The sequence below is a fragment of the Polaromonas sp. P1_E12 genome, from assembly GCF_056405975.1.
The window spans coordinates 60,006-78,189 of the sequence record NZ_JBFUBB010000009.1 but is presented as its reverse complement, the minus strand read 5'-3'; the positions used below and the strand labels follow the sequence as shown (position 1 = coordinate 78,189).

The following is an 18,184-nucleotide window of genomic DNA, read 5'->3' as shown; positions in this document are numbered from 1 at the left end:
GCAAAGCCAGTCCCGCGGCCCCTACTGGTTGGGGCTCACTTGTGTTTAAACAACGGTTTGCGCTTGTTCACGAAGGCGTCCATGCCTTCTTTCTGGTCTTCGGTGGAGAACAGCGAATGAAACAGGCGCCGCTCGAACATCACGCCGTCGCTGAGGCCGCTTTCAAATGCCCGGTTGAGGGCTTCCTTGGCGGCCATGACGCTGGTCTGGCCGTAGCTGCAGATCATCAGCGCGGCGCCCAGGGCCTCGTCCATGAGCTTTTCCAGCGGCACCACACGGCTGACCAGGCCTGAACGCTCTGCCTCCTGGGCATCCATCATGCGGCCCGTCAGGGTCATGTCCATGGCTTTGGCCTTGCCCACGGCACGGGGCAGGCGCTGTGTGCCGCCAGCACCGGGGATGATGCCCAGCTTGATTTCAGGCTGGCCGAACTTTGCGTTGTCGGCAGCAATGATGAAGTCGCACATCATGGCGAGCTCGCAGCCGCCGCCCAGCGCAAAGCCGCTGACGGCGGCAATCACTGGCTTGCGGATGCTGCGGATTTGCTCCCAGTTGCGGGTGATGTAGTCGTTGTTGTAAACATCGGCAAAACTGTAGGTGGCCATGGCGCCGATGTCGGCGCCTGCGGCAAAGGCCTTTTCGCTGCCGGTCAGGATGATGCAGCCGACGGTCTCATCGGCATCAAACGCCTTGAGGGCCCGGCCCAGCTCATCCATGAGCTGGTCGTTCAATGCATTGAGTTGCTTGGGCCGGTTCAGCGTGACAATGCCCACCTTGCGGGAGTCCGGGCCTTCGGTGCGGGTCTCAATGGTTTCGTAGGTCGTGGAAGACATGAAATAGGTCCTTTGGCTGGAAATGCGTCCGGCAATGATGCCACGGGCTCGTGGCCGCCCATGGCTTGCCGCAATGCTAGATTCGGGAACAGGAGACCGCCGCCATGACTGCTTCCCATCCCGGCCCCGCTGCCGATCCCACCGTGCTGTATGCCATCGATGGTGCCGTGGGCATCCTTACGTTGAACCGCCCTCAGGCGCTGAACAGCTTTACGCGGCAGATGCACCGGGACTTGTGGGTCGCCCTGGACAAGGCGCACTCTGATCCACAGATTCGCGCCCTGGTCATCACTGGCGCCGGCCGCGGGTTTTGTGCCGGTGCCGACCTGTCCGAATTCGATTTCGCGCCCGGCCCCAACCTGGTTGAGCGGGCCAACCCAGGTCCCGTCATTGACCAGGCCTTCAACCCCACGGCCCGCAAACTGCTGGGGCTGCGCATGCCGACGGTGGCAGCCGTCAACGGCGTGGCCGCAGGTGCCGGCGCATCGTTGGCCATGACGTGCGACATGGCCGTGGCCGCCCCGGGCGCCAGTTTCATTCAGGCATTCAGCAAGATCGGATTGGCGCCCGATGCGGGCAGCAGCTGGCTGCTGGTGCAAAAGCTGGGGCTGGCGCGCGCCATGGGGCTGGCGTTGACAGGGGACAAATTGCCGGCGGCGCAGGCGCTGGAGTGGGGCTTGATCTGGCAGGTAGCGGACGACCCCGTGGCGGCGGCTGTTGCCTTGGCGCAGCGGCTGGCCAGCCTGCCGACTCTGGCGCTGGTGGCCACCCGTCAGCTGATGCGTGAAGGCGCCACACGCACGCTGCATCAGCAACTCGATGCGGAACGCGACATGCAGGCCGCCCTGGGGCGCAGCCACGATTACATGGAAGGCGTGACGGCCTTTCTTGAAAAGCGTCCCGCGGTATTCAAGGGCGAATAACCTTCTGAAGAAGTGAGTCGCGCCAGGCCGGGTCAGGTCTTCTGGCCGAGCCAGTGGTCCATCAGCGCGGCATCCCGTACCGCCAGGCGCCAGGTGGTCAGTGCGGGCGGCATGGACAGCTCCAGCCGCAGCAGTCGTTTGTCGCGTGCGACCAGGGCAATGACTTTTTTGGCCGTGCCTGCGTAGTGCAGCAGGTCATCGAGCCGGTTCATGCGCCAACCGCCCTCCGGCTGCCGTGCGCCTGCGGCAATGGGTTCCACCGCCAGCCATTCATCTCCCGCCGCAAACCCGGCACGCTCGGCAGCGCCGCCGCGCAGCACGGTCTTGACCTGCACCACGCCCTGGTTTTCGCTGGCGCGCAATCCCAGCCGCTGGGCCAGTTGCGCAGGTTCTTCGGCGACAGTCACGCCATGCTGTTCCAGCAAGGCCTTGAGCGGGAGTTCTTCGCGTCCGTGCACCCATTGGGCCAGCTCGGCGGCAAACGGGCGGTGTCCTGCGGCTGCAAGCTCCTCTGCAAAATCTGCCTCGCGCAGGGGGCCGGCTTTACAGCGCTGCCAGAGTGCGCGCATCACGTTGTCCAGTGTCGCGCCCCCGGCAGCTCCGCCTTCTGCCCGAAGCGTCAGATCAAAACACAGCGCCACCAGCGCTCCCTTGGTGTAGTAGCTCACGGTGGCGTTGGGCGTATTTTCATCCTGCCGGTAATACTTCACCCAGGCATCGAAGCTCGCCTGGGCGACGGACTGAACCAGCCGGCCCGGGGTCTGCATGACCTGGTTGATGGTCTTGTTGAGCAGCTTGAGGTAGCCGGCGTTGTCCAGCAGGCCGGCGCGGCGCAGCAGCAGGTCGTCGTAGTAACTGGTGAAGCCCTCAAAAAACCACAACAGCCCGGTGTAATTCTCGGCGCCGTAGTCGTAGTGTTCAAACTCCGCGGGACGCAGCCGCTTGACGTTCCATGTGTGGAAATATTCGTGGCTGATGAGGCCGCGCAGCGTGGTGTAGCCTTCTGCCGTGCGGGATTCACCCAGGCGCGGCAAGTCCTTCCGGTTGCAAATGAGTGCCGTCGAGTTGCGGTGCTCGAGCCCGCCATAGCCGTCGTCCACCGCGTTCAGCATGAAGAGGTAACTCTTGAAGGGAGGCTTTTTCGCGCCATGCCAGAAACGGATCTCCGTTTCGCAAATCTTCTGGGTGTCCGCCAGCAGCCTGGCGCCGTCGAAGCTCGGGGCCGCGCCCGCTACCACCATGCGGTGCGGCACGCCGCGCGCCGTGAAAGTACCGCTCCAGAAAGCGCCCATTTCCACGGGGCAGTCCACCAGCTCGTCGTAATCGGCCGCCAGGTAGGTACCAAACCCATGCTTGTTGACTGCCTGCGGCGTGAGCCCTGTGGCCAGTGACCAGCCCTTGGCGGCTTTCGGCGCAGGGATCTCCAGTACATGCACGGCTTTTTCCTGGCCCTGCACTTTCAGGCACAGGCTGGTGCCGTTGAAAAAGCCGCGATGGGCGTCCAGCCAGGCGCTGCGCACGGAGTTATCGCAGGCGTACACCTCATAGCGCAGTACCAGCGGTCTGGCAGGCGAGCACTGAATCTGCCAGGTGCATTTATCGAGCTGCTCTGCCCTAAGCGGCGTGCGGCCTGTCTGGCGGGCTTCCAGGTTCTGCAGGTTTTTGGAGAATTCCCGCACCAGGTAGCTGCCGGGGATCCACACAGGCAGCGAGACCCTTTGCAAGGCGTCAGGCTGTGCGATCGTGAGAGTCACGCGAAAGAGGTGGGCGTATAGATCGCCTGTTTCGACGCGGTAGTGAAGGGGGGGGGGAGTGTTTTTGGGGGTGCCTGGCATCTTGCGCAAAGAATACTCCACGTCTGCCGCCAGCTGCATGGCGGCGCCCGACGGATCGAGTCGATCGGGCTGTAGGTGCTATGAAAAAAGGAGCTGCTCGCGCAAATGGTGTGCGGGCTGGAGGTCGATTTTGTGTCTAAACAGGGCCTTCTGGCCCGTTTTCAGGGAGTTTTTGCACTGAGCAGCATTTTTTCGACTTCCTGGGCGCTGACCGCGCCTGGCGCGCGGGATCCGTCAGCAAAAATCAGGGTGGGCGTGCCGGTGATATTGTATTTTTGGCCAAACTCGCGGTTTCGCTTGATGGCCGAGATGTCGCATTCGGCAGCCGCAGGCACGGTGTTGCGCAGCATCCAGTCGTTCCATGACTTTGCCTTGTCCTTGGCACACCAGATGTGGCGCGACTTGGCGACGGAGTCCGGTCCGAGCACGGGGTACAGGAAGAGATAAACGGTGACATTGTCGACGTTGGTCAGGTCCCGTTCGAAGTGTTTGCAGTAGCCGCAATTTGGGTCTTCAAACACCGCCAGCTTGCGTTTCCCGTCACCGCGGACAATCTTGAAAGCGTCCTTCAAAGGGAGTTTGTCGAAATCGACTGCGCTGAGTTTCCCGATGCGTTCCTCGGTCAGGTTTTTTTTGTTTTTTACATCGAGAAGTTGACCCTGCAACAGGTAGTTACCTTGCTCGTCGGTATAGAAAATTTCGAAGCCAATACGTACCTCATAGAGGCCGTTCATCGGTGTTTTGGTGACTTCATCGATTTTTGCAAAAGCCGGAAATTTCTCGGACAGGTTTTTGCGGATGACGGCTTCCTGCGCAAAAACAGGAACCAGGCTGAACGCCGCCAGACTGAGCAGGCCGATCAATTTCACTATTTTCATTTCAGTTCCAGTCTGTTTCTCAGTCGTTCATAAACCCGCTGCTTGCCGCGTCAGCCAGGCCTTGAGCAAACCGCTGCGCTCGAACCCCTTCATGCCCCAATTGCGCAGGGCCTGCCAGCGCCCATCGGTTTGCGCAAAAATGCCGTGCAAACCGTCGGTGACCGCGCCCATTGCCGCTACGTCGGCCTTGCGGGCCCTTTCGTAGCGCCGCAGCAGTTTTTCATCACCCAATCCGCGCCAATACTCACGTTGCGAAATCACCTCGGCCAGGCAAGCCGCATCGGCCAGGCCCAGGTTCAAACCTTGACCGGCCAGCGGGTGCACCGTATGCGCTGCATCGCCCGCCAAAGCCCAGCCGGGGCCGACCCAGTGCCCGGCGCTTGACAGGGAAAGCTGCCAGCTTGCCCGCTCGCTCGTCAGGCGCAGGTTGCCTGTCTCTTCGCCGCACACGGCCTTGAGGGTGTTACAAAATTCTTCCGCGGGCATTTTTTCGAGCATGGCGGCCCGCTGTACAGGGACAGACCACACCAGCGCCGCCAAGTTCCCGTTGGCACCCGATAAAGGCAAAAGAGCCAGTATGTCGCCGTGGGTAAACCACTGGCGGGCAATGCCGCCATGGGGCTTGTCCAGCTCAAGCCGTGCTGCGACGGCCTTTTGCGGATAGGGCTTGATGGTCCAGTTGACCGGCCGGATCTGGGCGAACTCATCACGGCTGGCGCTTTTCTGGCCTTCGCAGATTACGTTGAGCGCGGCCTTGGCAGGCGCGTCCACCGTCTCGATTTGCGGCTGGTAGCGAACCGCCTGGCTCAATTGCTGCTCCAGCGCCGGGACCTCCACAATCCAGGCCAGCGCTTCCTGGCCGACACTGCGCGCCGTGAAATCCAGCTTGCCGCCGTTGTCTCCCCAAACCTGCATTTCGACCACCGGCGTGGCAAAGGCCGCGTCGGGCCAGGCGCGCAGGGTTTCCAGCACGCTGCGAGACGCGCTGTTGAGGGCGTAAGCACGCACGTCGGGCATGGTGTGCATCCCCGGCGGCCTTTCAGGCCTGGTGACCAAAGCTACGCGCAGGCGCTCGCGCGCCAGCAGCAGGGCCAGCGTGCGGCCTACCACACCATCGCCGCGAATACAGACATCAAAGGTCTTGGACATGGCCCATTTTAGGAGGCAGGGCAAAATTGACGTCTTGGGCAAACAATTACTGCGCGGTTTCTGGCCGTGCATCTGAACCTAAAGGCTTGAAAAGTGAGCGATCCATTGAACGAAACATTACCGGCCGACGCACCTTCTGACCTCAGGGCCGTGATTTCGCGCCTTTATGTGTATCCGGTGAAATCCTGTGCCGGCGTGCAGGTGCAGGAAGCCCTGCTGACTGAAACCGGGCTGGAATTTGACCGTGCCTGGATGGTGGTGGACAGCAAGGGCGAATTTCTGACCCAGCGTGAATTGCCGCGCATGGCATTGATCAGGCCCCAGCTGAGGTACCACGACATGGTGCTGCGTGCGCCCGGCATGCTGGCCCTTCACATTGCGCTGGACCAGGTGGAAGAGCCCGTTCGCGTGCAGGTCTGGAAAGACGAAGTCCAGGCGTATGACATGGGTGCCATCGCGGCGCAATGGTTCACCGACTTCCTGGGCCAGACTGCACGCCTGGTGCGGTTTGACCCCGAACACAAGCGGGTTTGCAGTCCGCAGTGGACCGGCGATGTGGAAGCGCTTAACCAGTTCAGCGACGGTTACCCGTTGCTGGTACTCAGCGAAGCCTCATTGGTGCATTTCAACGAAAAGCTGGTGGCCGCCGGCACTCCCGCGGTGGGCATGGAGCGCTTTCGTCCAAACATCGTCCTGGGCGATGCCGCTGGTGCCGACAGTCTGGCGCCGCACGATGAGGACCGTATTGAGGTACTGCAGGTTGCCACGGCGCAAGGCGTGGTCCAGCTCAAGCCGGTCAAGCCCTGTCCGCGTTGCCCGATTCCGAATATCGATCCCGCGACGGCTGTCAGCAGCCCGGAAGTGGGCGACATGCTGCAAACCTATCGCCAGGATGCGCGGGTGAACGGTGCGCTGACGTTCGGCATGAATGCCATTGTGCTGACGGGCATTGACCACCAGCTCAAGGTGGGCCAGCCGGTGGGTGCGAGTTATCAGTTTGAATGACTTTTGACCGCCCGCAGGGGCGGCGTGGCGTGGGCGGCCGTGGACGCAGGGAGCGCCTCCGGCGCCTGCGGACCGCTTGAGAGGCTGTCCAGCGTTGATTCGGCGTCCAGCGGCATGGGGTGTGTCAACTCCGGTTCGAGAAAGCGGATGGGGCGGCGGGTGCGAGCCGCCATGCTGTGCAGCAGGTCGGCCAGGGCCGTGGAAATTTCCTCGTGGCTGCCAAGGCGCTCGCTCAACAGCACGCCCGCGACATGAAATTGCAGAACGACCTCCGGTTTCAGACCCTTGAGCGGCATGAGGCCGGCCGCGATCAGGCGTGCCGCCAGGTCGGTGACTGGTGGGCGTGATGCGACGCCTTCAAGAATGAGGCCGAAGCGCGCCTCGTCGATGCGCCCCACGGTGTTGACATCGCGCAGAAGCCGGCGCAACTTGATCACGCTTCGCAGCAGGCTTTGCTCGGCCACCGCTGTGCCCCAGGTTTTCTTGATATACCGGTAATTGACCAGCTCGATGTACACCACGGCCGCCGGCTCCTTGTGGCGCTGTGCCCGGCCCACCACCTGTTTGAAGCGGTCGTGGAAAAGATGTGCGGCAAGCAGGCCGGTGAGGGCGTCCTGGCTGGACATGGCCTGCTCGCGCGCTTCCACTGCGTGGCGCTCATGTGAACGCGTGTTCAGCGCCACCAGCAGCAGGGGCACCTCAATGGTCAGCGCTGCCATCAGGCCGTAATGAGACAGCCACGACAGGGAAAACAGGCCCAGGATGCTGATGACGGTGAGGAGCGTTACCAGCCCCAGCGGGGAAAAAGCCGCCAGTACCCAGAAACCCACGACATCGTGGCGCCGCCACGTCATGTAGGCCCGGCTTGTTCCCAGTGCGACAACGGCAACCAGGTAAGTCGCGAGGAGGCCTATGCCCAGGCCGCGCTCCAGCACGAGATAGGCCAGCGCCAGCGGCGCTCCGGCCATGCCTGTCCAGTAGGCCAGCCGCTCAAACCACTTGTGGCGTGAACCGGTGCCGCACAGGTGATGCACGACCAGCAGCGCCGAGCCGCCGCCCAGGATGGCGAGGAAGCCCTGCGCCATGTTGTTCCAGGTGCTGAAGTTGCCCCAGAGGAAATGGCCTGCCACTCCCGTCCACGCCGCTACGACGAGGGCCATGATGACGGCGTACACGGAATACCACCCATAGGCCCGGTCGCTGTAAACCCAGCTCTGGACAACGCAGGCAATGATCAACAGCACCAGTGCGCCGAATACCACGCCAATCGCGAGGTATTCCAGCTGAAGTCGCTGCGTCAGGTTGCCTCGCGTGCTGACCCGAACCGGAATGCTGACCTCCGTCTGGTGCTGTATACGCACATACACGTCATGCACGCCGTTGTCCGGCAGGTTCAGGCGGAAATGCCCGTAACGGCCGGGTTCCGGCCAGCTGGAGACAGGCACGGTGTCCCCGGCAGTTTCGGCAATCCACCCTCCCGACGGTGCACGCTGGTACACCGTCGCCAGGTCCAGCAGGGGCAGGGGAAACTCAAGCAACCAGTCCTGGCGCGAGCCGGATGACCTGGCAAAACGGTAATGCAGCCAGAGCGCCGCGTGCGGGCCGAGCGAATGCACCGTATCGGCAACCGAGGGGACGAACAAGGCCCCTGGATGGCCGCCGGCCAATTGGTCGATGCCGGCCTGGCCGTCGCTGTCAATCCATGTCAAACTCGCTGCAGCCACGTCCAGGGTCGGCTTGGCGTCGTTTAAAGCCACGATGGGCTGGGCCTGCGCAGGATGCGCCAGAACACCCAAAAAACCGGCCAGCACAAAGATGGCGAATGCCTGCCACAAAGCGCTCCAACCCCGGCCGGGCGCGCATCGAATACACTTCTCAGCCTGTTTTTGAAGGTTTCTCATGAGTTTGAAGTGCGGCATTGTAGGCTTGCCTAACGTCGGTAAATCCACCCTTTTCAATGCGTTGACCAAAGCGGGGATCGCGGCTGAAAACTACCCCTTTTGCACCATTGAGCCCAATGTTGGCATCGTGGAAGTGCCCGACCCGAGGTTGGCGCAATTGGCTGAAATCGTCAAGCCTGAACGCATTGTTCCGGCGATCGTCGAGTTTGTGGACATTGCAGGCCTGGTGGCGGGCGCCAGTACGGGCGAGGGACTGGGAAACAAGTTCCTGGCCCATATCCGCGAAACCGACGCCACAGTCAATGTGGTGCGTTGCTTTGAAGATGACAACGTGATCCACGTTGCCGGCAAGGTGGACCCGATTTCCGACATCGAAGTCATCCAGACGGAGCTTTGTCTGGCCGACCTGGCAGCAGTTGAAAAAGCCCTGCACCGCGTGACCAAGACGGCTCGCTCGGGCGACAAGGAGTCTGTCAAGCTGGTTGCCATCCTGGAGAAATGCCAGGCCGCGCTCAATGAAGGCAAGCCGGTGCGCACTGTGGACTTCAGCAAGGAAGAACTGCCGCTGCTCGGCCAGTTTTTCCTGATCACCGCCAAGCCGGCCATGTTTGTGGCCAACGTGGCCGAGGACGGGTTTGAGAACAACCCCTTCCTGGACCGCCTCAAGGCTTACGCGGCAGAGCAAAAGGCGCCGGTCGTGGCGATCTGCGCCAAGATGGAAGCCGAGATGGCCGACATGGAGGAAGAGGACAAAAAGATGTTCCTCGCGGAGATCGGCCAGGATGAGCCGGGGCTCAACCGCCTCATCCTGGCGGCATACAAGCTGCTAGGCCTGCAGACCTATTTCACCGCGGGCGTGAAGGAAGTGCGCGCCTGGACCATCCACGTGGGCGACACCGGCCCGCAAGCCGCGGGCGTCATTCACACCGATTTTGAAAAGGGCTACATCCGCGCCCAGACGATTGCGTTTGCCGATTTCATCGCCTACAAAGGCGAGCAGGGCGCCAAAGATGCCGGCAAGATGCGCAGTGAAGGCAAGGAATACGTTGTGAAGGATGGCGACGTGATGAACTTCCTGTTCAGCAGCTGAGTTGCCAGGGCCCCCGGGTAACCTGGGGCCGATTTACTGCGAGGCCTGGACATCACGGTGGCGGCATCATGGAAGAAGTCGCGCCACAATACCTCACGACGACCCGCACCATCGGGTGGCGGCCCCGTTACCGGCTTGCCAGAGCAGGCCATCCCCCCCGAAACCCTCGCTTTGAGAAAGAAAGAGAACACCATGTCCATCCAGCGCATCGAAACCGGCCCACGCATGTCCCAAGCCGTTATCCATAACAAAACCGTTTACCTGGCAGGCCAGGTGGCCGGCAACGATGCCGGCTCCGGCGTGTACGAGCAGACTCTCAGCATCCTGGCCAATATCGACCGCCTGTTGGCAGCAGCCGGCAGCGACAAGTCGCTTCTGCTCAGTGCCACCATCTGGTTGACCGATATGGACAGCTTCGGTGAAATGAACCGTGCCTGGGAAACCTGGGTGGTGCCCGGCGCCACGCCCGCACGTGCCACGGTCATGAGCCCGCGCCTGGCTGCGCCGCAGTACCACGTGGAAATCGGTGTGGTGGCGGCCCAAGGCTGATCTCTCATCCACGCTTGACCCGCCATGAAGGCCACGCCGCGATGACAGAACCCGTTCGCCTTGCCAAACGCCTGGCTGAAATGCTGTCCTGTTCACGCCGCGAAGCCGAGCAGTACATCGAAGGCGGGTGGGTTACTGTTGACGGGGTGACTGTCGAAGAGCCCCAGTTCCGGGTGTCGGACCAGGCCATCGTGCTGGACAAGGATGCGAGCCTGCTGGCGATGACGCCGGTGACTTTGCTGCTGCACAAGCCGGCCGGTCAGGACGCGAGTTCCGATGGCGGCGCGGCGCAGGTGGCCCGGTTGCTGTCGGCCGCCACGCAATCGCCCGACGACCGCTCCGGCATCCGGCCGCTCAGGAAGCATTTCTCCACGGCGGAACTGGTGACGCCGCTGGCAACACCTGCCAGCGGATTGGTCGTGCTGACGCAGGACTGGCGCGTGGTGCGCAAGCTGCGCGAAGATACGCGCGTGATGGAGCATGAAGTGATCGTCGATGTCAGCGGTGACATCAAACCCGGCGGGCTGGACCGGCTGAACCGGGTTGACCACGGGTTTACCTTCAAGGGTGTTTTGTTGCCGCCGGCCAAGGTGAGCTGGCAAAGTGAAAAGCGCTTGCGCTTTGCCCTCAAGGGTGAAGTCCCGGGGCAGATTGCCTACATGTGCGAGAGCGTTGGCCTTCAGGTGCAAGGCATGAAACGGCTGCGTATCGGCCGTGTGGCGATGAGCCAGCTGCAACCCGGTCAGTGGCGCTACCTGCTGCCACATGAGCGCTTCTGATCCTTCTTCTGGTGCCTAGCCGGTCACCACGCCTGGGAAGGCCCAGATCAGGCTGCCGGTCATCAAAAAGTAGCGCAAAAATTTGCCGACCGCCATGTAAGCCAGGCAGGGCCAGAACGGAAACTTGAGCCAACCCGCGACCGCGCACAGCGGATCTCCGACCACCGGCAACCAGGCCAGCAGGCAGGCTTTCGGGCCGAGTTTCTCCAGCCATCGCACTGCACGGCCGTGATGCGATGAATGCTGGTATTTGTCCACCACCTTGTGGGCGCCGTAACCCATCCACCAGTCCAGAGCGCCGCCCAGCGTGTTGCCTGCAGTTGCTACCAGCACCGCGGGCCAGAACATGGCGGGGTTGAGCTTGACCAGGCCGAAGACCACCGGCTCCGAGCCCAGCGGCAACAGCGTGGCCGAGATGAAGGAAACCACAAATACCGTGCTCAAACCGTATTCGGGCAGGGCCAAAAGTTCTATCAGGCGGTGAATCCAGGCTTCCATATATCTATTTGAGTATAGGCAAGACGGGCCAGCCACCGTGTCGGGAAGACGCTTACAACTCCGTGTGCAAATTTCAATTGCTGAAATTTTGAGCAGGTACAATCGTGCCTCCTTTTTCAGCAACCTCGCAGCGCTCACTTCCCATGAACATCGGCCCCTACGCTTTGGCAAACAACCTGTTTGTCGCGCCCATGGCCGGTGTCACGGACAGGCCGTTCCGCCAGCTCAGCAAGAAGCTCGGTGCGGGCTATGCGGTCAGCGAGATGGTGACCTCTCGCCGCGACCTGTGGAACACACTGAAGACCTCTCGTCGAGCCAACCACGAGGGTGAGGCCGCGCCGATCGCTGTGCAGATCGCCGGCACCGACGCGCAGATGATGGCCGAGGCCGCCGCCTACAACATCGACCGCGGCGCGCAGATCATCGACATCAACATGGGCTGCCCGGCCAAGAAGGTTTGCAACAAGTGGGCGGGCTCGGCGCTGATGCAGGACGAGCCCCTGGCGCTGCAGATCGTGGAGGCCGTGGTCGCCGCCTGCGTGCCGCACGGCGTGCCGGTCACGCTCAAGATGCGCACCGGCTGGTGCCAGGCTGAAAAGAACGCCCTGGCGATTGCCCGCGCCGCCGAAAGCGCCGGCGTGCAGATGATCACCGTGCATGGCCGCACGCGCGAGCAGGGCTACAAAGGGTATGCCGAGTACGACACGATTGCCGCCGTGAAAGCCGCGCTGCGTATTCCGGTGGTGGCCAACGGTGACATCACCAGCCCTGAAAAGGCCCGCGATGTGCTGGCTTACACCGGCGCTGACGCCGTGATGATCGGCCGTGCAGCGCAGGGGCGTCCGTGGATTTTTCGCGAGATTTCGCATTTCCTTTCAAGCGGCACGCATCTTGCGCCGCCGCTGGTGGCAGAAGTCGAACGCCTGCTGCTGGACCATTTGCGCGACCACTACGATTTGTACGGTGAATACACCGGCGTGCGCACGGCGCGCAAACACATCGGCTGGTATGTGAAGACCTTGCCCGGCGGTGAGGGGTTTCGCGCGCAGATGAACCTGCTGGAAGACTGCGAAGCGCAACTGAAGGCGGTGAGTGCTTTTTTTGAGGAGCTGGGCGCGCAGATGGACCGGATTCCGGCCGCTGCCGCCGAGGTGGATGACGAGGGTGCGCCTATGCAGGCACGGGCGGACAAAGATAAAAATCAGGAAAATCAGGAAGAAGCTGCTGCATGAGCAAAAAACATATCGAAGAGTGCGTACGCACCAGCCTGGAAGGCTATTTCAAGGACCTGCGTGGCACCGAGCCCGACGGCATGTACGAGATGATGGTCAAGGTGGTGGAAAAACCGCTGCTGGAAGTTGTCATGCAACATGCCGAGCAAAACCAGTCGCGCGCCGCCGAATGGCTGGGCCTGAACCGCAACACCCTGCGCAAGAAGCTGGTTGAGCACAAGCTCATCAAATAAAAAACACGCTCCCATGGTCCGGCCCTTTCGCCGGCCATCCTCTTTAGAGAAGACAAAATGAACGCACTGATTTCCGTTTCGGACAAAACCGGCATCCTCGAATTCGCGCAGGCGCTGCATGCCCTGGGCATCAAGCTGCTGTCCACGGGCGGCACGGCCAAGCTGCTGGCTGACGCCGGCCTGCCTGTGACCGAAGTCGCCGACCACACCGGGTTTCCGGAAATGCTCGACGGCCGTGTCAAGACGCTGCACCCGAAGATCCACGGAGGCCTGCTGGCCCGGCGCGATGTGCCGGAGCACATGGCCGCGCTGAAAACCCACGGCATTGACACCATCGACTTGCTGGTGGTCAATCTTTATCCGTTTGAGTCGACGGTCGCCAAGCCTGGCTGCACGCTGGAAGATGCGATTGAAAACATCGACATCGGCGGCCCCGCGATGGTGCGGTCGGCGGCCAAGAACTGGAAGGATGTCGGCGTGCTGACCGATGCCTCGCAGTATGAAGGTGTGCTGGCCGAATTGAAAACCGGTGGAAAACTGACCGACAAGACCAAGTTCGCCTTGTCGGTAGCGGCATTCAACCGCATCAGCCAGTACGACGGCGCGATCAGCGACTATCTCTCGGGCATCCAGGCCGACGGCAGCCACGGCATGTTCCCCGGCCAGGCCAACGGGCGTTTCGTGAAAGTGCAGGACCTGCGCTACGGCGAAAACTCGCACCAGCAAGCTGCGCTGTACCGCGATCTGTATCCCGCACCCGGCTCGCTGGTGACGGCCAAACAACTGCAGGGCAAAGAGCTCTCTTACAACAACATCGCCGACGCCGACGCCGCCTGGGAATGCGTCAAGAGTTTTGACCTGCTCAAGGACGGTGCGGCCTGCGTGATCGTCAAGCATGCCAACCCCTGTGGCGTGGCCGTGGGCAAAGACGGCCTGGAGGCCTACAGCAAGGCCTTCAAGACCGATCCGACTTCGGCCTTCGGCGGCATCATTGCCCTCAATTGCCCGCTCGACGAGCGCGCCGCGCAGCAGATTTCCAAGCAGTTTGTTGAAGTATTGATGGCGCCCGCCTTCACACCCGAAGCGCTGGAAGTATTCAAGACCAAGGTCAACGTGCGGATTTTGCAGATTGACCTGCCGCCCGGCGGCGACACGGCCTGGAAGCAGGGCCGCAACCTGATGGACGTCAAGCGCGTTGGCTCGGGCCTGTTGATGCAGACCGCAGACAACCACGAACTGGCCATCGGCGACCTGAAAGTCGTCAGCAAGCTGCAGCCGACGCAGGAGCAGCTGCATGACATGCTGTTTGCCTGGAAGGTCGCGAAGTACGTCAAGTCCAACGCCATCATCTTTTGCAAGGACGGCATGACACTGGGCGTCGGCGCCGGCCAGATGAGCCGCATCGATTCGGCGCGCATCGCCTCCATCAAGGCCGCCAACGGCGGGCTGACGCTGCAGGGCTCAGCAGTGGCGAGCGACGCTTTTTTCCCTTTCCGCGACGGCCTCGACGTGGTGGTGGACGCCGGCGCGACCTGCGTGATCCAGCCCGGTGGCAGCATGCGGGACGACGAGGTTATCGCGGCAGCCGACGAGCGCGAAGTGGTGATGGTGCTGACCGGGGTCCGGCACTTCCGGCATTAAGTCACGTTTTAAGGGTTTTTGATCGATAGCTCAATGGGAATGGGCGCGAGCAGCTATCAAATTGATAGCAATTGGTGCTTCTTTCCCGTTCTTGTGAGCGGACCAAAGGCGGGGCAAGAACCTGCCACGCGCCATCAACCCTCATGTCAATGAATACTTGCTATTGATTTAATAGCTGCTTGCGCACGTCCCCATTGGCCTAGAGCCCGAGTAGGCAAGAAATGGCCGGCGTGAAGCCGGCTTCAGCCAGCAGCAAAGAACTTCGCTGCTGCGGCCACGGTGGCCTCTATATCCGCGTCCGTATGCGCCGAACTCACAAAGCCCGCTTCATACAGCGCCGGCGCGTAATACACCCCGCTGTCCAGCATCGCATGAAAGAAGCGATTGAACGCAGGGCTGTCGGTCGTCATGACCGTGGCGTAGTTCTGCGGCAATTGGCCGAGCAGGAAAAAGCCGAACATACCGCCTTCGCTGTCACCGCAAAACGGCACACCGGCCTTGCCGGCAGCCTGCGTGAGGCCGGTGACCAGGCTGCGGGTTCGGGCGCCCAGGGCTTCGTAAAAGCCGGGTTTGGCGATCTCGCGCAAGGTTGCCAGGCCGCAGGCGGTGGCCACGGGGTTGCCTGACAACGTGCCCGCCTGGTAGACCGGCCCCAGCGGTGCCAGTTGCTCCATCACGGCACGCGTGCCGCCAAAGGCGGCCAGCGGCATGCCGCCGCCTATCACCTTGCCCATGACCGTCATGTCGGGCTTGAAGCCGGGAATGCTGCGGGCGTAAACGCTTTGGGCGCCACCCAGCGCCACGCGAAAGCCGGTCATGACCTCGTCGAACACGAGCAGGGCACCGTGCTGCGTACACAGTTCGCGGCAGCGTTTCATGAAGGGCACGCTGGCTCGCACAAAGTTCATGTTGCCGGCAATCGGCTCGATCATCAGGCAGGCGATGTCCTTGCCGTGCAGGGCGAAGGCTTCTTCGAGCTGGGTGAGGTGGTTGTACTCGAGCACCAGGGTGTGTTGCACCACTTCGGGCGGCACGCCGGCGCTGGTCGGATTGCCGAAAGTGGCCAGGCCCGAACCGGCCTTGACCAGCAACGCATCGGCATGGCCGTGGTAGCAGCCTTCAAATTTGATGATCTTGCTGCGGCCCGTGGCGCCGCGCGCCAGGCGGATCGCGCTCATGGCCGCCTCGGTGCCAGAGCTCACCAGGCGCACCATTTCGAGCGAAGGCACAAGGCGCACAATTTCTTCGGCGAGCTCGACTTCGCGTTCGGTCGGTGCGCCGTAGGAAAAGCCTTCCAGCACGGCTTTTTGCACGGCTTCTACCACCGCCGGATGGCCGTGGCCCAGGATCATGGGACCCCAGGAACCGATGTAGTCGATATAACGCTGGCCGTCCGCATCCCAGAAGTAGGCGCCCTGTGCGCGCTGGATAAAACGGGGTGTGCCGCCTACCGCCTTGAAGGCCCGAACCGGGGAGTTGACGCCGCCGGGGATCAGTTTTTTGGCGCGCTCAAACAGCGCGTTGTTGCGGGAAAGTTCGGCGGAAAGGGGTTTGGCAGGGGGCTTAGTGTTTGGTTGTTCCATTGGGGGGCAGGTCAATTTCAGTCTTCAAAACCAGGGCGGCGTCATCGCCAGTCTCGGCATCGGCCGCTTCGTCTTCGGATTCATCGACATCAGCCTGTGCCCAGAACAGGCGGTCCGGCACGATATTGCCCATGCCGGGATGAAAGCCGGCATCCAGGCTGTGGTCCAGGTAAGTCAGTGCCTCGGAGGTGGCCGCCTGCAGGTCATGGCCGTTGGCCAGCAGTGCGCAAAGGGCCGCAGACAGCGTATCGCCTGCACCGGCAAAGACCGCCTCGAAACGTTCGAATTTCTCGCTGTAAAGCACGGCTTGCGGCGTGGCCAGCACGTTGTCGATGAACTGGTCGGGCATGGGGATTCCGGTGACCAGCGTGTAGGGAACACCCAGGTCGGCGGCGGCCTTGGCAATGTCCCGAGCCGAGGGATTGCGCTCCCCGGACCAGTCCGGCAGCAGCCAGCGCCACAGGCTGCTGTGGTTGCCGACCAACACTGTGGTTTGCGGCAGCATCAGCTCGCGAAAGGCGTCCAGATAGCTGTCGATTTCGCTTTCTTCCCACCACGACAGGTTGGGCATATAGGCGATCAGCGGCACATCGGCATAGTCCGAGGCGATCTCGGCAATGGTGCTGATGTTCTCGGGGCTGCCGACAAATCCGACCTTGATGGCGGATACCGCCATGTCTTCCAGCGCCGAGCGGGCCTGGTCGGTTACAGCCTCTTCGTCGAATGAAAAATGGTCGAAAATTTCGGCCGTGTCGCGCACATAAGCACCTGTTACAACTGCCAGCGCGTGGGCTCCGGCAGAGGTGATCGATGCAATATCCGCAGTCAGTCCGCCCGCTCCGCTGGGGTCGTTGGCGTTGAATGTCATGACGCAAGCCGGCGATGCGTCGGTATCCTCGATTTGGAGTTGTCGGCTGTCCAGTTGAGGATTTTTGGGGTTTGCCATAGGCTGCGATTTTGCCTTGTACGCGAATAAGCAACGCCGCCTCGATACAATTGTTGCATTCTATTCGAAGGCAACTTAAGCTGTGACTCAATCAATGACGTGGATGTGTTTAATTTGTGGGTGGATTTACGACGAAGCTGCCGGTGCGCCCGAACACGGGATTGCCGCCGGGACGCCATGGGCGCAAGTGCCCATGAACTGGACCTGTCCCGAATGCGGAGCCCGCAAGGAAGACTTTGAAATGGTTCAGATTTAAGCGTCTTAGGCACTTGCCTGGACAATCGCAGGCCGGCATTTGCCGAGGGCCTGCAACATGAGGAGCATAGGCAGTGAGTATTCCCAGTTCCGGACTGAAGGTTTTGGTCATCGATGACAGCAATACCATTCGGCGCAGCGCCGAGATATTCCTGAAGCAGGGGGGGCATGAAGTATTGCTGGCCGAAGACGGGTTTGATGCCCTGTCCAAGGTCAACGACTACGAACCCAACCTGATTTTCTGCGACATTTTGATGCCCCGCCTGGATGGCTATCAAACCTGTGCGATTATCAAGCGTAACGCAAAGTTTGCTGGTGTCCCGATCGTCATGCTGTCCTCAAAAGACGGCGTTTTCGACAAGGCGCGGGGTCGTATGGTGGGTTCGCAAGACTACCTGACCAAGCCTTTTACAAAAGATCAGCTGCTGCAGACCGTACAGGATCTCGGCAGCGCTAAACAAGGAGTAGTGTGATGGCAATCAAGAAAATACTGGTAGTTGACGACTCCAAAACCGAATTGATGTTCTTGACCGATCTGCTGGTCAAAAATGGTTTCACCGTCAAAACTGCTGAAAATGCAGAAGACGCATTTCGCCGCCTGGCGGAAGACAAGCCCGAACTGATCCTGATGGATGTGGTGATGCCGGGGCAAAACGGGTTCCAGCTGACGCGCGCCATCACGCGTGACCCGTTGTACTCGGATATCCCCATCATGATGTGCACCAGCAAGAACCAGGAAACTGACCGTGTCTGGGGTATGCGGCAGGGCGCCCGCGACTACATCACCAAGCCGGTGGATGCTGATGAGCTGATGGCCAAAATCAAGGCCCTTGGCTGATTTACGGCGTAAAACC

The 18,184-nt window shown here is 61.4% G+C and carries 19 protein-coding genes; 11 read left to right on the top strand and 8 right to left on the bottom strand.

The features are described 5' to 3' along the window. Nucleotides 1–35: 35 nt before the first annotated feature. On the bottom strand, nucleotides 36–833 hold the full coding sequence (locus AC1D13_RS21590) for an enoyl-CoA hydratase (RefSeq protein WP_477690271.1): 798 nt from the start codon (nucleotides 831–833) through the stop codon (nucleotides 36–38). Nucleotides 834–937: 104 nt separating this feature from the next. Here AC1D13_RS21590 and AC1D13_RS21585 point away from each other — a divergent pair, with 104 nt between their 5' ends. Continuing rightward, nucleotides 938–1,756, top strand: a complete 819-nt coding sequence (locus AC1D13_RS21585) for an enoyl-CoA hydratase-related protein (protein WP_457281051.1) — start codon at nucleotides 938–940, stop codon at nucleotides 1,754–1,756. A 32-nt stretch (nucleotides 1,757–1,788) separates the two neighbouring features. Here the strand turns inward: AC1D13_RS21585 and AC1D13_RS21580 are convergent, their stop codons facing one another. The 3 genes from AC1D13_RS21580 to AC1D13_RS21570 all read right to left on the bottom strand — a co-directional run bounded on the left by AC1D13_RS21580 (nucleotide 1,789) and on the right by AC1D13_RS21570 (nucleotide 5,618). Then, complete coding sequence (locus AC1D13_RS21580; protein ID WP_477690297.1) at nucleotides 1,789–3,591, bottom strand: M61 family metallopeptidase; 1,803 nt, start codon at nucleotides 3,589–3,591, stop codon at nucleotides 1,789–1,791. A gap of 161 nt (nucleotides 3,592–3,752) precedes the next feature. Continuing rightward, the gene (locus tag AC1D13_RS21575; protein WP_457281050.1) at nucleotides 3,753–4,469 is read right to left on the bottom strand and encodes a DsbC family protein; all 717 of its coding nucleotides are present in this window, start codon (nucleotides 4,467–4,469) and stop codon (nucleotides 3,753–3,755) included. Between the two features lie 27 nt (nucleotides 4,470–4,496). After that, nucleotides 4,497–5,618 (bottom strand): FAD-dependent monooxygenase, encoded by a 1,122-nt coding sequence (locus AC1D13_RS21570; RefSeq protein WP_457281049.1) that lies wholly within the window; start codon nucleotides 5,616–5,618, stop codon nucleotides 4,497–4,499. A gap of 93 nt (nucleotides 5,619–5,711) precedes the next feature. On the opposite strand from AC1D13_RS21570, the gene AC1D13_RS21565 reads away from it, so the two are divergent. Continuing rightward, nucleotides 5,712–6,623 (top strand): MOSC domain-containing protein, encoded by a 912-nt coding sequence (locus tag AC1D13_RS21565; protein ID WP_477690270.1) that lies wholly within the window; start codon nucleotides 5,712–5,714, stop codon nucleotides 6,621–6,623. Here AC1D13_RS21565 and AC1D13_RS21560 read toward each other — a convergent pair. Then, entirely contained in the window at nucleotides 6,611–8,458 is a 1,848-nt protein-coding gene (locus tag AC1D13_RS21560; RefSeq protein WP_477666639.1) for a sensor domain-containing diguanylate cyclase, read from the bottom strand. The genes AC1D13_RS21565 and AC1D13_RS21560 overlap by 13 nt on opposite strands. Before the next feature lie 64 nt (nucleotides 8,459–8,522). Here AC1D13_RS21560 and ychF point away from each other — a divergent pair, with 64 nt between their 5' ends. The 3 genes from ychF (at nucleotide 8,523) to AC1D13_RS21545 (ending at nucleotide 10,942) form a co-directional block, all read left to right on the top strand. Next, on the top strand, nucleotides 8,523–9,614 hold the full coding sequence (gene ychF / locus AC1D13_RS21555) for a redox-regulated ATPase YchF (RefSeq protein ID WP_457281046.1): 1,092 nt from the start codon (nucleotides 8,523–8,525) through the stop codon (nucleotides 9,612–9,614). 192 nt (nucleotides 9,615–9,806) lie between these two features. Further along, nucleotides 9,807–10,163: a RidA family protein gene (locus AC1D13_RS21550; RefSeq protein WP_457281045.1), complete on the top strand. Its 357-nt coding sequence runs from the start codon at nucleotides 9,807–9,809 to the stop codon at nucleotides 10,161–10,163. A gap of 41 nt (nucleotides 10,164–10,204) precedes the next feature. Continuing rightward, nucleotides 10,205–10,942, top strand: coding sequence for an rRNA pseudouridine synthase (locus AC1D13_RS21545; protein WP_457281044.1), 738 nt, complete (start codon nucleotides 10,205–10,207; stop codon nucleotides 10,940–10,942). 15 nt (nucleotides 10,943–10,957) lie between these two features. On the opposite strand, the gene AC1D13_RS21540 is transcribed toward AC1D13_RS21545, so the two are convergent. After that, nucleotides 10,958–11,440, bottom strand: coding sequence for a YqaA family protein (locus AC1D13_RS21540; RefSeq protein WP_457281043.1), 483 nt, complete (start codon nucleotides 11,438–11,440; stop codon nucleotides 10,958–10,960). 143 nt (nucleotides 11,441–11,583) lie between these two features. Here AC1D13_RS21540 and dusB point away from each other — a divergent pair, with 143 nt between their 5' ends. The 3 genes from dusB to purH are packed head-to-tail and all read left to right on the top strand — an operon-like array spanning nucleotide 11,584 to nucleotide 14,546. After that, the gene (gene dusB / locus AC1D13_RS21535) at nucleotides 11,584–12,672 is read left to right on the top strand and encodes a tRNA dihydrouridine synthase DusB (RefSeq protein ID WP_477690296.1); all 1,089 of its coding nucleotides are present in this window, start codon (nucleotides 11,584–11,586) and stop codon (nucleotides 12,670–12,672) included. After that, on the top strand, nucleotides 12,669–12,905 hold the full coding sequence (locus AC1D13_RS21530) for a Fis family transcriptional regulator (protein ID WP_348047983.1): 237 nt from the start codon (nucleotides 12,669–12,671) through the stop codon (nucleotides 12,903–12,905). Before dusB ends, AC1D13_RS21530 begins: the two co-directional genes overlap by 4 nt. Before the next feature lie 57 nt (nucleotides 12,906–12,962). Next, nucleotides 12,963–14,546 carry a bifunctional phosphoribosylaminoimidazolecarboxamide formyltransferase/IMP cyclohydrolase gene (purH, locus tag AC1D13_RS21525; RefSeq protein WP_457281042.1) on the top strand — a complete coding sequence of 528 codons (1,584 nt, stop codon included), beginning with the start codon at nucleotides 12,963–12,965 and terminating at the stop codon, nucleotides 14,544–14,546. A gap of 242 nt (nucleotides 14,547–14,788) precedes the next feature. On the opposite strand, the gene hemL is transcribed toward purH, so the two are convergent. Together hemL and thiD are read right to left on the bottom strand one after the other, a co-directional pair. After that, complete coding sequence (hemL, locus tag AC1D13_RS21520; RefSeq protein ID WP_457281041.1) at nucleotides 14,789–16,129, bottom strand: glutamate-1-semialdehyde 2,1-aminomutase; 1,341 nt, start codon at nucleotides 16,127–16,129, stop codon at nucleotides 14,789–14,791. Then, nucleotides 16,110–17,075: a bifunctional hydroxymethylpyrimidine kinase/phosphomethylpyrimidine kinase gene (gene thiD / locus AC1D13_RS21515; RefSeq protein WP_457281040.1), complete on the bottom strand. Its 966-nt coding sequence runs from the start codon at nucleotides 17,073–17,075 to the stop codon at nucleotides 16,110–16,112. Before thiD ends, hemL begins: the two co-directional genes overlap by 20 nt. An 82-nt stretch (nucleotides 17,076–17,157) precedes the next feature. On the opposite strand from thiD, the gene AC1D13_RS21510 reads away from it, so the two are divergent. The 3 genes from AC1D13_RS21510 to AC1D13_RS21500 all read left to right on the top strand — a co-directional run bounded on the left by AC1D13_RS21510 (nucleotide 17,158) and on the right by AC1D13_RS21500 (nucleotide 18,168). After that, nucleotides 17,158–17,331, top strand: coding sequence for a rubredoxin (locus AC1D13_RS21510; RefSeq protein ID WP_092131853.1), 174 nt, complete (start codon nucleotides 17,158–17,160; stop codon nucleotides 17,329–17,331). Between the two features lie 73 nt (nucleotides 17,332–17,404). Then, nucleotides 17,405–17,803, top strand: coding sequence for a response regulator (locus AC1D13_RS21505; RefSeq protein WP_457281039.1), 399 nt, complete (start codon nucleotides 17,405–17,407; stop codon nucleotides 17,801–17,803). Continuing rightward, nucleotides 17,803–18,168, top strand: a complete 366-nt coding sequence (locus AC1D13_RS21500; RefSeq protein ID WP_007864987.1) for a response regulator transcription factor — start codon at nucleotides 17,803–17,805, stop codon at nucleotides 18,166–18,168. Before AC1D13_RS21505 ends, AC1D13_RS21500 begins: the two co-directional genes overlap by 1 nt. Nucleotides 18,169–18,184 lie beyond the last annotated feature (16 nt).